The 13,602-nt window shown below is 31.7% G+C and carries 16 protein-coding genes; 7 read left to right on the top strand and 9 right to left on the bottom strand.

Annotated elements, in window-relative coordinates; translation table 11 throughout:
* Window positions 1–311 precede the first annotated feature (311 nt).
* Window positions 312–572, top strand: coding sequence for a DUF2024 family protein (locus OEM44_10180; protein ID MDH3517159.1), 261 nt, complete (start codon window positions 312–314; stop codon window positions 570–572).
* Window positions 573–688: 116 nt separating this feature from the next.
* On the opposite strand, the gene OEM44_10175 is transcribed toward OEM44_10180, so the two are convergent.
* From OEM44_10175 to OEM44_10165, 3 genes are read right to left on the bottom strand one after another with little or no spacing between them, the layout of a single operon-like run.
* Complete coding sequence (locus OEM44_10175; protein ID MDH3517158.1) at window positions 689–1,552, bottom strand: ROK family protein; 864 nt, start codon at window positions 1,550–1,552, stop codon at window positions 689–691.
* Between the two features lie 46 nt (window positions 1,553–1,598).
* Entirely contained in the window at window positions 1,599–3,218 is a 1,620-nt protein-coding gene (thsB, locus tag OEM44_10170) for a thermosome subunit beta (GenBank protein ID MDH3517157.1), read from the bottom strand.
* A gap of 44 nt (window positions 3,219–3,262) precedes the next feature.
* Window positions 3,263–4,978: an amidohydrolase family protein gene (locus tag OEM44_10165; protein MDH3517156.1), complete on the bottom strand. Its 1,716-nt coding sequence runs from the start codon at window positions 4,976–4,978 to the stop codon at window positions 3,263–3,265.
* Window positions 4,979–5,096: 118 nt separating this feature from the next.
* On the opposite strand from OEM44_10165, the gene OEM44_10160 reads away from it, so the two are divergent.
* Both OEM44_10160 and OEM44_10155 read left to right on the top strand, forming a co-directional pair.
* Window positions 5,097–5,378 (top strand): 50S ribosomal protein L44e, encoded by a 282-nt coding sequence (locus tag OEM44_10160; protein MDH3517155.1) that lies wholly within the window; start codon window positions 5,097–5,099, stop codon window positions 5,376–5,378.
* Window positions 5,375–5,572 carry a 30S ribosomal protein S27e gene (locus OEM44_10155; GenBank protein MDH3517154.1) on the top strand — a complete coding sequence of 66 codons (198 nt, stop codon included), beginning with the start codon at window positions 5,375–5,377 and terminating at the stop codon, window positions 5,570–5,572. Before OEM44_10160 ends, OEM44_10155 begins: the two co-directional genes overlap by 4 nt.
* Here OEM44_10155 and OEM44_10150 read toward each other — a convergent pair.
* The 5 genes from OEM44_10150 to hisC are packed head-to-tail and all read right to left on the bottom strand — an operon-like array spanning window position 5,555 to window position 9,734.
* Window positions 5,555–6,139 (bottom strand): NTP transferase domain-containing protein, encoded by a 585-nt coding sequence (locus tag OEM44_10150; GenBank protein MDH3517153.1) that lies wholly within the window; start codon window positions 6,137–6,139, stop codon window positions 5,555–5,557. The two genes, OEM44_10155 and OEM44_10150, sit on opposite strands and share 18 nt — an antisense overlap.
* Window positions 6,136–6,861 (bottom strand): adenosylcobinamide-GDP ribazoletransferase, encoded by a 726-nt coding sequence (cobS, locus tag OEM44_10145; GenBank protein MDH3517152.1) that lies wholly within the window; start codon window positions 6,859–6,861, stop codon window positions 6,136–6,138. Before cobS ends, OEM44_10150 begins: the two co-directional genes overlap by 4 nt.
* Window positions 6,854–7,825, bottom strand: a complete 972-nt coding sequence (locus tag OEM44_10140) for a cobalamin biosynthesis protein (GenBank protein ID MDH3517151.1) — start codon at window positions 7,823–7,825, stop codon at window positions 6,854–6,856. Before OEM44_10140 ends, cobS begins: the two co-directional genes overlap by 8 nt.
* Complete coding sequence (locus tag OEM44_10135; GenBank protein MDH3517150.1) at window positions 7,822–8,661, bottom strand: cobyric acid synthase; 840 nt, start codon at window positions 8,659–8,661, stop codon at window positions 7,822–7,824. The genes OEM44_10140 and OEM44_10135 overlap by 4 nt, the downstream gene beginning before the upstream one ends.
* Complete coding sequence (hisC, locus tag OEM44_10130) at window positions 8,658–9,734, bottom strand: histidinol-phosphate transaminase (protein MDH3517149.1); 1,077 nt, start codon at window positions 9,732–9,734, stop codon at window positions 8,658–8,660. The genes OEM44_10135 and hisC overlap by 4 nt, the downstream gene beginning before the upstream one ends.
* Before the next feature lie 83 nt (window positions 9,735–9,817).
* Between hisC and asd the strand changes: the two genes are divergently transcribed.
* From asd to cyoE, 3 genes are all read left to right on the top strand, one after another.
* Window positions 9,818–10,894 carry an aspartate-semialdehyde dehydrogenase gene (asd, locus tag OEM44_10125; protein MDH3517148.1) on the top strand — a complete coding sequence of 359 codons (1,077 nt, stop codon included), beginning with the start codon at window positions 9,818–9,820 and terminating at the stop codon, window positions 10,892–10,894.
* Window positions 10,895–10,983: 89 nt separating this feature from the next.
* Window positions 10,984–11,433: an Lrp/AsnC family transcriptional regulator gene (locus OEM44_10120; protein MDH3517147.1), complete on the top strand. Its 450-nt coding sequence runs from the start codon at window positions 10,984–10,986 to the stop codon at window positions 11,431–11,433.
* A 2-nt stretch (window positions 11,434–11,435) separates the two neighbouring features.
* A complete protein-coding gene (gene cyoE, locus OEM44_10115) occupies window positions 11,436–12,365 on the top strand; it encodes a heme o synthase (GenBank protein ID MDH3517146.1) in 930 nt (309 codons plus the stop codon).
* Here the strand turns inward: cyoE and OEM44_10110 are convergent.
* Window positions 12,360–12,569, bottom strand: a complete 210-nt coding sequence (locus OEM44_10110) for a hypothetical protein (protein MDH3517145.1) — start codon at window positions 12,567–12,569, stop codon at window positions 12,360–12,362. The genes cyoE and OEM44_10110 overlap by 6 nt on opposite strands.
* A 311-nt stretch (window positions 12,570–12,880) precedes the next feature.
* Between OEM44_10110 and OEM44_10105 the strand changes: the two genes are divergently transcribed.
* The gene (locus tag OEM44_10105; protein ID MDH3517144.1) at window positions 12,881–13,351 is read left to right on the top strand and encodes a hypothetical protein; all 471 of its coding nucleotides are present in this window, start codon (window positions 12,881–12,883) and stop codon (window positions 13,349–13,351) included.
* Window positions 13,352–13,602: the final 251 nt, after the last annotated feature.

Below are 13,602 nucleotides of genomic sequence, written 5' to 3'. Positions count from 1 at the left end.
ATATTTGTTATATTTGAGTATGATTTTATCGAATTATGTAAGAAATTAGAACAGTGTTAAAGATATTTATCAAGAGAGAAAATTTAGATATCTTCATTATAGTCAGTTTATAGATGATCTACACATATTAAAAAATGATACAAATAAAATTGGAAAGTCAATTTTTGCATTAACAAAATATTAAAATTTATCTAGTAACTGTTTCTTGGTGGAGCAAAATTAATTTTGATAAGCAGCGAGTTAGATACTGATGTGAATAAGATTATTGAGAAGATTTTAAAAATAAATATCCCCAGTAACTTATGATGATTATGGATTTTCATGTTTTTGATACATATGTAAAAGCAAAAGATGGACATACGATGCATTTTGATGTAGTGACTGATAAAAGTGATCCAGAAAAAGCAATTACATTTGCAAAAGAGTGGCTTAAATCTATCGGAGAAGAGTCTGTCATAGTTACTACAAATGAATGTAAGTTTTGTCACACACAATCAGTTCCAGAAGATATGGAAATTGAAATAATGACAGATGGCTATTCCATTTCAAAAATGGAAGGATGTCCAAATTAAATTCTAATGCTGTAAGTGTATTTCTCTATAGTTTATATTTCAATCAAACAAAAATGTAATGATTTTTACGGTTATATTAAGTAGGTATGTATGAATATATCACAAAATGAAAAAGATCAAAGCATACATGCACCAAAAACCCCAGCAGAATCACCCAGTTTATTTTTCAGAATAGGTGTATCCACCATATCTGAGAATACTTTGTTGTAAATTGATTCTTTTCCATCAGTATACAAAAAATCAATATTTGACAAACCACCACCTAAAACAATTGCGTCAGGATCTAGGATATCAATTACATTTGATAGACCAAATCCAAAATTTTCTATAAATTCATCTTTCCATCTTTGTCCAACATCTGTATCAACATCAAATATGATTTCTGAAAGAGTTTGAGATTTTCCAGTCATTTCAGTCCATCTTCTTTCCAACGATGGTCCACTGATGTAAGTTTCCACACATCCCATTTTTCCACAATAACATAAATTACCATCGTGATGTAATACGTGATGACCCCACTCGCCTGCAATGTTAGTTCTTCCAAGATAGAGTTTTTTATCAATTACAATTCCACCTCCAACACCAGTACCCATAATCACACCAAAAACTAAACTAAATTCCATAGCTACACCCATTGTAGCTTCTGCCATGGTAAAACAATTAGCATCATTTTCCATGGAAATTTTTTTTTTTAATTTATTTTCTAAATCTTCTTTTAATGATTTTCCAATCAAACATTGCGTGTTACTATTTTTGATCAATCCAGTTTGTTTGGAAATTGTACCTGGGGTACAAATGCCCAATGAAAAATCAGAGATGTTTGAAGAAAGATCCAAAACAAGAGAAGAAAGAGTATTAAGAATTTCTTGATAATTATTTTGAGGTGTTGGAATTCTTTTTTTTTCTAAAACATCAAGATTTTCATCTAGTAGTACAGCTTCTATTTTAGTACCACCTAAATCTATACCAATTTTGTGCAACAAGGATTTAGAAAAATTCTTATGATTAAACTTTAACTAAGAAAATTTATCCCATTCCAGGCGTGCCGCCACCTGGAGCTCCAGATACAGCTATTACATCATCAATTCTAAGAATCATGCACGCCGCTTCTGTGGCAGATTTCACGATTTGTTCTTTTACTACAATTGGTTCTACTACATGAATTGCCATCATATCTGCAATCTTCATGTTTCTAGCATCAATTCCAGTCCATTTATGACCTTGATTTTGTTTTGCTCTAAGATTAGCCATAGTATCGATAGGATCCATTCCTGCATTTTCAGCGATGGTTAATGGAATTGTCTCTAGTGCTTCAGCATATTTTTTAATTGCAAGTTGTTCTCTACCATCAAAATTATCGGCCCAATCTTTGAGTAACGATGCTGCGTATGCCTCCGGAGCACCTCCACCTGCAACAATTTCGGGTTTTTCAATTACATCTTTTACTACCATGAGAGAATCATGAATAGAACGATCAACTTCGTCAATAACTCTTTGTGAGCCACCACGAATTAACATGGTTACAGATTGTGGATGTTTACAGCCTTCAATGAAAACCCATTTATCAGATTCAACTTTCTTTTGTTGAGCCAAATCTGCAATACCTAGATCACTTTCTGAAAGATCATCAAGATTACTAATTACACGTCCACCTGTAGCTTTGGAGAGTTTAATCATATCACTCTCTTTTACACGACGCACGGCCATGATACCATATTTTGCAAGATAGTGTTGTGCAATATCATCAATTCCTTTTTGACAAATCAAGACATTAGCTCCTAGGTCATGTAATTTGTCAACCATTGTCTTTAGCATTCTATTTTCTTCTTCTAAGAACATCTGCATTTGAGTTGGATCAGTAATTCTAATTTCTGCACTCATTTCAGTTTTTTCAATTTCTAATGCAGCGTTAATTAATGCAATTTTTGCTTTCTCAATTTTAGTAGGCATTCCACTATGAACAACCTCTTTGTCCAAAACAATACCTTTAACAATTTGTGTATCTTGGATTGAACCACCTGCTTTCTTTTCTACTTTAATATTTTCAAGATCAACAGAATATTTGTCACCCTTCTTCGTTGCAATACTGAGGATTGCATCAACTATAATTTTTGACAAAGAATCACTATCTTCAGAAATTAATTTTGATTGCATACTGGTCATTGCAATTTTTAGAAGAGATTCCCTATCATTAGGTTGTATTTTCTTTGATAATTGTGAGTAAATTTCAAGAGTTTTATCTGCTGCTGCTTGATAGCCATCAATTATAGTTGAAGAATGAACATCTTTGTTTAGTAGATCTTCTGCTCTTGCCAACAATGCACCTCCAAAAATAACAGATGAAGTCGTACCATCACCTACTTCACTATCAACTGTTTTTGAAATTTCAACCATCATTTTAGCTGCAGGATGCTGAACATCAATTTCTTTTAAGATGGTTGCACCATCATTAGTTATAGTAACATCACCTAATGAATCAACTAACATTTTATCAAGGCCTCTAGGTCCAAGACTACTTCTGACCAATTGTGCAACCAATTTTGCTGCTGCAATATTATTTTGTTGAGCATCTTTACCTTTCTGTTGTAATGCACTCTCTTTGAGAACCAATACAGGTCCATTTGGTCCTTGTTGAATTGATGCCATTTAGATTCAGCTACAGTTCTCCGATTCCCCCTTTTTAACATTACTTAGTTGATCGGTGAGATGTAATTTCGTTTTTTCACATCAATAATTCCACTTGAGAGAATTCTAACAGATGGAAGAGCCAAAAATGGCAGGAATAATGGAATCAAATGAGGTCTAGAAAAAGTACAACCAGAATCCACAATAGAATTATTTATTTTTTCAAAATTAAGAGATACATTCTCAAAAGAATCCGTTGAAACAATTCCTGCAAATTGTAATGGTAAAGAAGCAAGGATTTTTCCATGTTTTACTACAACAAGCCCACCTTGATTCTTTATAATATGATTAGATGCAATTGCCATATCAGAATCATTTGATCCAATTACTATCAAATCATTTTCATGAAAACTCCAAGTGGATGCAAATGCGCCAATATTGGCACCAAAATTTTCAAGAAATCCAATAGCATGACGGTTTGATCCATGAATTCTATCAAATGCTGCAACCTTCCACACATCAGAATCTAAAGATGCAGAGACATGATCATCCACTGATTGTAGCTGTACAGAACTTATTTTAGTAATAATTTCAGTTTCCATAAAAATAGTATTTGCAAGAACATCTTTCTTTTTTGATTTAATAAGAAAATCATTTTTTGTGAATTTTTTTAGTTTAACAGTTTTTTTGATCCATTTTGGAATAGGTTTTTTCTTGATAGGGATAATGATACTTCCATTCGAAACTATAAGTTTACCGCCAACAAATACTTGGCTTGGCTTGAATGACTTTAAATCATCAAAAATTAAAATATCAGCTAATTTCCCAGGAGCAATTCCACCAAGATCTTTTCCCATATTATAATAATCAAAATTATTTGTAGATGCCATAGTTATCGCATCTATTGGTTTTAAACCAAGTTTGATTGATTCTCTTATACAATGATCAATATGACCGAATTTTGTCATGTCAAGTGGATCAAGACCATCTGAACAAAACATTAAGCGATTAAGATAAGTTCCATTAGATAAAACACGTGGAATGATTTCCTGTAAATCACGTCTGATAGAGCCTTCCCTAATCATAATCCACATTCCAAGACGTAATCTCTCTAAAACTTGATCAAAATTTATTGGTTCGTGACAGGAAAGTATACCAGATGAAACATATGCATTAAGTTTTTTATCTGCAGCACCTGCAGTATGTCCATTAATTATACAATCACATTCTAACATTGCTGCAAGAGACTTCATTGTTTTAGGTTCACGAAGAGTCACTTTAGTCCAAGAAAAAACTTCTCCCAAGCCAAGAACATGTGGATGTTTTATTGCCAATTTTTCTTGTGATAATGACAATGAGTTACTGTTGCTAAATTTTGCATCAACTGGTAGACCACCTGGAACTACTTGAAAAATTCGTATTGGAAGGTTTTCTCCAAGTTTAAGAAATTCTTGAAAACCTTTGTACCCTCCAACACTAACAACATCAATAGGATCAGAGAATAGCGAAGTGACACCGCAGAGTAAAGCCTTTTTTGCAAATTCAGATGGTAATACAAATTGATCAATGTGTAAGTGAGGATCTGCAAAGCCGGGACCAACATATTTGTTATTTACATCAATTATTCTTGTTTTTGGACCAAGTGTGTGTGATGCATCCGAACCAACATATGCAATTCTATCATTAAAAATTGCAATCTGAGTTTTGGGAATTATTTCTCTAGTATACACAGATAGCAAATTACAGTTTTTCAAAACTAGATCGGCTTTTTTGTCACCCATTGCTACAGAATTTAATGAGGAGATCGAATTTGCCAGGCTCGAAGTCACGATTTCTAATTATATTTTGTACCTATTATAGATTCAATGCTTAAATTACGGTTGAGTAGGTTTTGTTGATATGAACATTCCTAAGGTGATCAGAAAGTATTGTGCAAAATGTAAAACACATACTGAACAAAAGGTCTCCATTTACAAGGCAGGGAAAAGACGTGGTTCTGCAAGAGGTGAACGTAGACATGCAGAACGTAAAAAAGGATATGGTGGACAGAAATTCCCAAAACTTGCAAAACCTGCTAAAGTTACAAAGAAAGTTACTCCTATTATGACATGTACTGTTTGTAAGAAGAAATACAATAAACCAGGTATTAGAATTAAGAAATTTGAGTTGGTAGCAGCATGAAGAAAGATCATATTGAAATCCCAAAGCCATCAAGCAAATTTCAAAAAGTTAATTGTAATGAATGTGGAGAGGTACAGGTAGTTTATTCTCATACATCAACACAAGTAGCATGTAATTCATGTGGCAACACAATTTCACAAGCAACAGGTTCAAAGGCTCAGATAAATGGCAAAGTATCAGGTAGTGCTGAGTAGGTCATAATCCTGTTTTGAGTTTAGATTAAATGCAATTCTTTTATCATCAAATATCATATAATCTTCATCCAAATGTTCATAGGATAAGATTTTTTTTGAATTAACTAGAGAAATTCCAGTATAATTGCAAATTTGATCATTAAACTTTACTGAATAATTAGACTCAAGTCCAAGTGAAGTTAAAAATTTGTTAGTTATGACGATACTGGTCCAAATTTTTTTAGGATCATATTGATCAACAATTCTTTGAATAATATTTTCATCCAATAATGGTAAATCACCAGATGTAACTAAAATATCATCATCAATAGTTTTGAGCACTGAATTCAGATCTTCTACATAACCATTTCCAGGAGTATCAAAAGTTTCAATATTAGTTTCTTCTAGAAATTTTTTTGTTTTAGGGGCATTATAACTGGTAATTGCTAAAATTTTTGAAAAACAGTTTGAATTTTTTAATGAATCAACTACATGAAGAATTAATGGTTTTTTGTATCGGAGTAATAGTTTTTCGTCAGGTAAGTTCATGCGAGTGCCTTTACCACCTGCCATTATTAGACCAATCATAAAGAAACAAATACCATCAATGAAGCAAGTCTTGTCAATTCATTAGTAGCACCAAGCACATCTCCTGTTATTCCTCCAAAACTACGAGTTGACAATGATAAGAGAAATATTGTAAGAGTAAAAGCCACGCCAAGCATCACTAACCCAGTAGTTTCACCAATAACAATAACAGGAATAATCATAATGATGAAAGCGATTGTAAGTTTTTTCTTATCTTTCATAAATATCACAAAAGGTGAATTTGATCCCAAAGATGCAGAATTACCTAAGCTTGCCATTAATACCATTGAAAATTTTGATAAAATTTCGCTAATCACGATTGCTTTAAACAAATCAAATCCAGTAGTAAGAGAAATTGTGATTATCAAGCTAACAATATACAAAACAATTGCAACGATTCCTGCAGAACCAGTAGAGAGATCTTTCATTGCGTTAAGTTTTTTATCTTTGGTTCCTTTCACCATCAATCCATCTGCAAAATCTGCCAAACCATCTGTATGATGAATTCCAGTGATGATTGCAATAGATGCTACAACTAACAAACTAACTATTAATGGATCTAAGAAAAAAGATAATCCAAAACCAAATGAGCCTACTAAAATCCCTATTGTAATTCCTACAATAGGAAAAAAATACATGTATTTTGCAATGTTTTCTAATGTTGCATTTGAAGATGGGATGATAGTTAGAAAAGAAAAAACAGATCCAATTTCTTTAAACATGAATCCACCATCCAACAAGTGTTAAAATAAAAATTATAGGAATAGTCACCATTCCAACAAAAAGTATTGAAGTAAGTTTCATTATTCTAATTGCCAAGTAAACTTGATTATTTGTCAGAGTTACTTTGCCATCGCCTAAATTATAGTGATTAATCTTTTCAAATCTTGTTTCAAGAGCTCCTGCTAATGCAGCCATAGGATAACCTGCATTTGGACTTTCGGTTTTTTTACCATCTCTAATCATTACTCTGTAAGACTCCTTCCAATTATTTTGTAGAATTGCAGCTGAAATTATCATGATTAATCCTGTTAATCTAGATGGAATGTAATTCAAGATAGTATCACATGAAGCAGCAAACCAACCAATATTTTTGAAAATATTAGTTTTGTATCCAATCATTGAATCTGCAGTATTAATTACACGATATACAAATGCACCAGGTAACCCAAAAAACGCATAATAGAACAAAGGTCCAGTAACACCATCTACAGTATTTTCGCTGATACTCTCTAACACGCCTGAAATAATGTGATTTTTGTCCAAATTTTTAGTATTTCTCTTTACGATCATTGAAAGATTTGTTCTTGCCTTCTCTAAATTATCACTATCAAGACACATCAATACTGTTTTGGCATGATTTTCCATTCCGCGTATAGCAATTGTAGTTTTTAGCAATAATCCACCAATCACTATGGATATAATTATTGAAACATAATCAATTGTAAGCAGAGATATTACATATTCAAAACTCAAAAGAGGTAAGATTACAACGCTTGAAATACTAACTATAATTATAATTCCACCAAGTTTTTCTATAGTAGAATTTTTATTTTTTGTAAAAGGTACTAAGGCTGCAATAAATAGTCCAATCCAAGCTGTTGGATGGTATTTATTTTTAGGATCGCCAAATATAAAATCAACAATAAGAGCAATCCCAATAACAAGTAATGATTCAAAAATCATTTCAACATCTTCTCAATTGATTTAATATCAATAGATGATTTCACAGTTTCTGCCAATCTGTTTAGTTCATCATCAATTTTTAAGATATTTTTTTTGTTCCAAGCCATGTTTCTAGGTTTTGCATTAAAAGAATCTTCTTCAGGTAAATTCAATGGCACTAAAGGAATAACACCTAAAACAGGAACATTGGTAATTTTCTTGAGTTTATTAAATCCTGTTTTTAACATGTTAGTATCACCTCTAAATTTGTTAAATACAAATCCTTTTACAAGTTTTTGATATTTCTTTTCAATTAGAGCCATTGTTCCAACTAGGCTAGCAAATGAGCCACCTTTATCAATATCAGATACCAGTATAACAGATGCACTTGCTTTTTGTGCAATTTTCATATTCGCAATATCAAATTTTTGTAAATTAATCTCAGCAGGAGATCCTGCTCCCTCTAAAATTACCAAATCAAAATTAGTCTGTAAAATTTTTAGAGATTTTGAAGCAATTTTAATTCCTTGACTGTTTACAAATTTTTCATAATAGTCTTTTGCATACATTTTCTTGTAAAGTTTTCCATTTAGATACACAAGGCTATTGTAGTTTCCTACAGGTTTAAGCAAAATTGGATTCAAATCAGATGTGATATCACATCGTGCACCAATAGCCTGTATAGCTTGTGCACGAGAAATCTCAAATTTAGGTGCAGTATATACAAAATTTGACATGTTTTGAGATTTGAAGGGTGCAACACGATAACCTTTATCGGAAAAAATTCTACAAAGAGCTGCAACTAAAGTAGTTTTTCCAGCACCAGACGATGTACCTTGAATCATTAAAGATTTCATTTAATTTTCTCCAATGCCCTTACAAGTTTTAAATTATCTTTATGTGATTTGACTGCAATTCGAATATGATGATTATCTAGACCTCTAAAATTTTTACAGTCACGAATTAAGATTTTATGTTTAAGCAATTTTTGTTGTAATTTAGTTGAATTATGTTTTGTTTTGATTAAAATAAAATTTGTGGTGGAGTCATAGCAATTAAATCCATTCAATTGAGAAATAGCGTTCATCAAATAATTTAATTCTTTTTTAATTACATAATTTGATTTTTTGATATGGGATTTATTTTTTAGTGCTATACTTGCTGCATCTTGTGCTAAAGAATTTACACTCCAAGGAATTTTTATTTTTTGTAGGATTTCAATCATTTGTTTAGAAGATGCAGCATAACCAATTCTTATGCCAGCTAATCCAAAAGATTTTGTCAATGAGCGTAAAACAAAAACATTATCATATTTTTTGACATACGATATTGTAGATTGATTAGAATCTGGAACCATTTCAATAAAACATTCATCAATAAATACAATTGAAGATAGATTTTTTGCTGTTTTAATAATAACTAATATTTGATTTTTTGATAAAAGTTTTCCTGTAGGATTATTGGGATTGCAAAGAAACACACATCCTTGTTTTGGTATTTTTGAAAGAAATTGATCTAAATTTTCTGATAGATTCATTGTTGTGAAATATGAAACTTTACAATTGTTTAATTTTGCTGCTAGTTCATATTCTTGAAAAGTAGGAACTGGGATCAGTACTTTGGTATTTTTAGATAAAAAAGCAAAACAAAAATTATAGATTATTTCGATCGCACCATTTCCAACCAGCAGATATCTCTTATCCAATTTGATGTATTTTGTTAGGCTTGAAATTACTTTGGATGAGTTATAATCAGGATATCTTTGAATATTGTCAAGATTTTTTTTAAGAATGGTTTTAACTGATTTTGGGACTCCTATTGGTGTAATATTAGAACTAAAATCTATGACATCGGGTTTTATCAAATGGTCTTTTCCACCATGAATCACTGGAATATGTCTAATAATGGATGATTTTGGTCTTATTTTCACAGTTCCATATAGAATTTGCTGATTTAGTATGTTGTGATAAATCAGAAAACGATTATTAATTGAAAGCAATTAATCCATAAATTATGGGTAAGAAAAGAGTTGCAATTATTGGCGTTACAGGTGCTGTAGGGCAAGAATTCGTCCAGTCATTAAATAATCATCCATGGTTTCAAGTAACTCAAATTGCAGCATCTGAGCGATCTGCTGGTAAAAAATACCTCGAAGCAATTAAGGATTCAAGTGGAATTGTGTCATGGGATGTTGGAGGTGAAATCCCTGAATATATCAAAGACATGACGGTCAAATCAATTGATGAATTAGATGTTTCTCAATTAGACTTGATATTTTCTGCAGTTGAATCAGAAGCTGCTAGAGATATTGAGACAAAAATGGCTGCAGATTTACCAGTGATTTCAACTAGTTCTGCTTATAGATATGAAGAAGACGTACCGATACTTATTCCAGGAATTAATGATGAACAAACTGAATTACTTGAAATTCAAAAGAAAAATAGAAACTGGAAGGGATGGGTAGCACCATTACCAAACTGTACTACGACAGGTTTAGCAATTACATTAAAACCATTACTTGAAAAATTTGGAGCAAAGAAAGTTATGATGACTTCAATGCAAGCAATATCAGGAGGTGGGAAATCAGGGGTATCCGCAATGGGAATTACGGATAACATAATTCCATACATTCCAAAAGAGGAAGGAAAAGTAAGGATAGAAACAAGAAAGATCTTAGGCAAACTAAAGGATGGAAAAATAGAGGATGCCGATATCAGAGTTAGCTGTACTTGTACTAGAGTACCTGTAATAGATGGACATACTGAATCTGTTTTTGTTGAAACAACTAAACAAATAGATCCTGTAAAAGCAAGAGAAATCTACAACCAATGCAACAAGGATATTTCTGTATTAGGATTACCATCAGCTCCTGAAAACTACTATGCATTCCACGAGGATCCTACAAGACCACAACCAAGAATGGAAAGAACTGTTGGTGATGGAATGACTACAACAATTGGAAGAGTTGAGAAGGAGGAACTGTTTGATAATGGACTCAAATACATGTTATTCTCACACAACAAAAAAATGGGTTCTGCTAAAGGAGCAGTTTTGTTAGCTGAGATGTTATATAAAAAAGGCAAGATTTAGATTATTTATTGCAATTTTTTCAATAATAACTTTATAAGATCCAGAAATCTAGATCGACTTAGGTGTTTTAAACGGTAAAAGTTGATGAATTGGATTTACAAATTTTATCAGAATTATCTGAAGATGCATCAATTTCTATTCCTCGTTTATCAAAAAAGATCAACATTAATTCATCTGTTGTGTATTCAAGAATCAAAAGACTACTAAAAAGAAAATTAATTGAACGTTTTACAATTATTGTGAATGATAATGAGCTTGGTTATACTGTCAAAGCTTTGACAGGGATTAATATGGATACAAAAAAACGCGATCATATAATTGAAGAATTATTTAAGATTGATGGAGTACGTGAAGTGGCAGAGGTTACAGGTAGGTTTGACATATTGGTAACGATGTATGCAAAATCATTAGATCAGATGCATAAATTGGTCTCTGAGAAAATTGGTAGAATTGAAGGTATTCAGTCTTCAGAATCTTTTATTGAGATGAAGTCACGAATGAAAGCAATGCCATATATGCCATCAATGGGTAGTGAATAATGTTGCAAAAACAGAAGTCAGAATCACGTGTTGCAGTATACTATGAATTAACGAAACCAAAAATTTGGTATTTACTTGTATTTACTGCATTTGGTGCTGCATTAACCGCATCCAATATTTATAATATTGAGATTCTACCTGCAACTTGGGCTTTGATGTTATTTTCAGTTGCAGCAGGCTCAGCAGCTGCTAATACATTAACAAACTATCACGATAGAGATATTGATGCAATAATGGAGCGTACAAAAGGTAGACCTCTCCCATCAAAGAGAATCTATCCTGCTGTTAAAGCCAGAAATTTTGGTTTAGTATTGTCTGGAATATCATTGGTTTTAGCATTTGGAATATCATTTACTACTACATTAGAACAAGGTGCATGGGCAACAGCATTCATTGCATTTGGATTAGTCAATAACATCATAGTTTATTCATATGTTTTAAAACGAAATTCAAGAACAAACATAATTTTAGGTGGATTATGTGGCGGTTCACCACCAATGATTGGATGGGTGGCTGTAAGTATGTCAGATTTATGGACGATGGGTCTTGCAATGGCAGGATTAGTGTTTATTTGGATCCCAATGCATATTTGGGCTTTGACGTTACATTTCAAAGATGATTATAACAAAGTAAATGTTCCAATGTTAACAGCAGTTCAATCTGAAAAGACTTCAGCAAGAGCAATTGCAGGTTCAACTGTTGTGATGGTATTATTTTCAATTGTACCATTTTTCTTAACAACTGAAAATGGAGATAAGATGGTAGGTGATGTATATCTATGGACAGCAATTGCATCAGGAGTGTTAATGATAGGCTTATCAATATGGGTGATTATCAAGCCGATGGAAAAAGCAGCATGGACTCTGTTTAAATTTTCTAGTCCTTATTTGGCAGTATTGTTTATTGCCTTAATGGTAGATTCTGCATTATAAAATACTGCTATTATCATCAAGACTGTTAAGTTCTTTGGTAATTTTAGAATGTTTTTCTACTAATAATTCAAGTTCATTTTTTAAATCTGTAGAGATCCATTTTGAATTAATAAGTGAGGATAATTTTACAACAATATTCCATTTAACATTATTTTCATCATCAATTAATTCTAGGAATCGTTTTCCTTTATCATCATCATTCATGATTTTTTGACATAATGCAATCATAAAAAGTTAGCATAGGTAATTACATTATTTTAAAGTTTTATTAGCAGTTATTACTAGTTATCATATTGAAGTGCAGTATTTCCGAATGTAAAGAAAAAGCAATAGAGACAGTAAAAATTAGTTTTAGAGAAACCAGAAATTTATGCACAAATCATTATAAATTATTTAAAAATAAGGATGAAAAACATTTACCCAATTTTCATAAAGCATCTAAATTTTAGCAAGGTAATTGTTTCAAATCTCAAAATGATTGAAAGATTTAACATCTACTATTTTTAAACTAGAATATGACTACCAAGAAAAAAAGTAGGATTGTAAAGAAACCAGCGAAAATAAATTCTAAACCAAAAAAACAGGTTAAATCTTTATCAAATAAAACAGAATTTGACAAGGCTTGGAAAGATTACAATGCTGCACTAAATGGTTGGAAGGAATCCTTGGCACAATGGCAAAAGGCTACAAATGAAACTTTGATGACATATCATGAGGCTTGCCAAAAAGCTGTTGAATCCGATTCCGAATTATTAAAAAAGGTTAGTTCAAGTTGGGAGAATACATGGAAAGAAATTGGTCCTGAATATATTAAACAACAAACTAAGATGGTTGAAAATATTTTTAAGGAAACCAATATTGAGTCAATAAAAAAATTCAATGAACAATGGGAAAAATTTCTCAAGACATCAGGAGATGATTCCATAATGGCATACCAAGAGGCTATCAAAAAATTCAATCAAGTATGGAAAACAGAACAGACATAATTCTGTAAGATTCTAAAATAAAATATATTTCTATGTCTATATTCTATTTTTTATGAGTATTTTTCTGTATTTTTAATTTTTTTTTGATTTCTTTACTTTAGGGATTGTTACGTGCAATTATTAAGAGAGTGGTTCTGCTTGTGATGATTTTGTTTCTAATTCTTGAATTTGTTTTTCTAATTGTTCTAATCTCAATAGTTGTTCAGCTGTGGCTTCTTCTTCTTCATACTCTGGTTCAGGTGTAAGATCTA

The sequence above is a fragment of the Nitrosopumilus sp. genome (assembly GCA_029862745.1).
Classification (GTDB): Archaea; Thermoproteota; Nitrososphaeria; order Nitrososphaerales; family Nitrosopumilaceae; genus Nitrosopumilus.
Note: the sequence above shows the minus strand (reverse complement) of the source record. Positions and strands in the feature narration are given on the sequence as shown.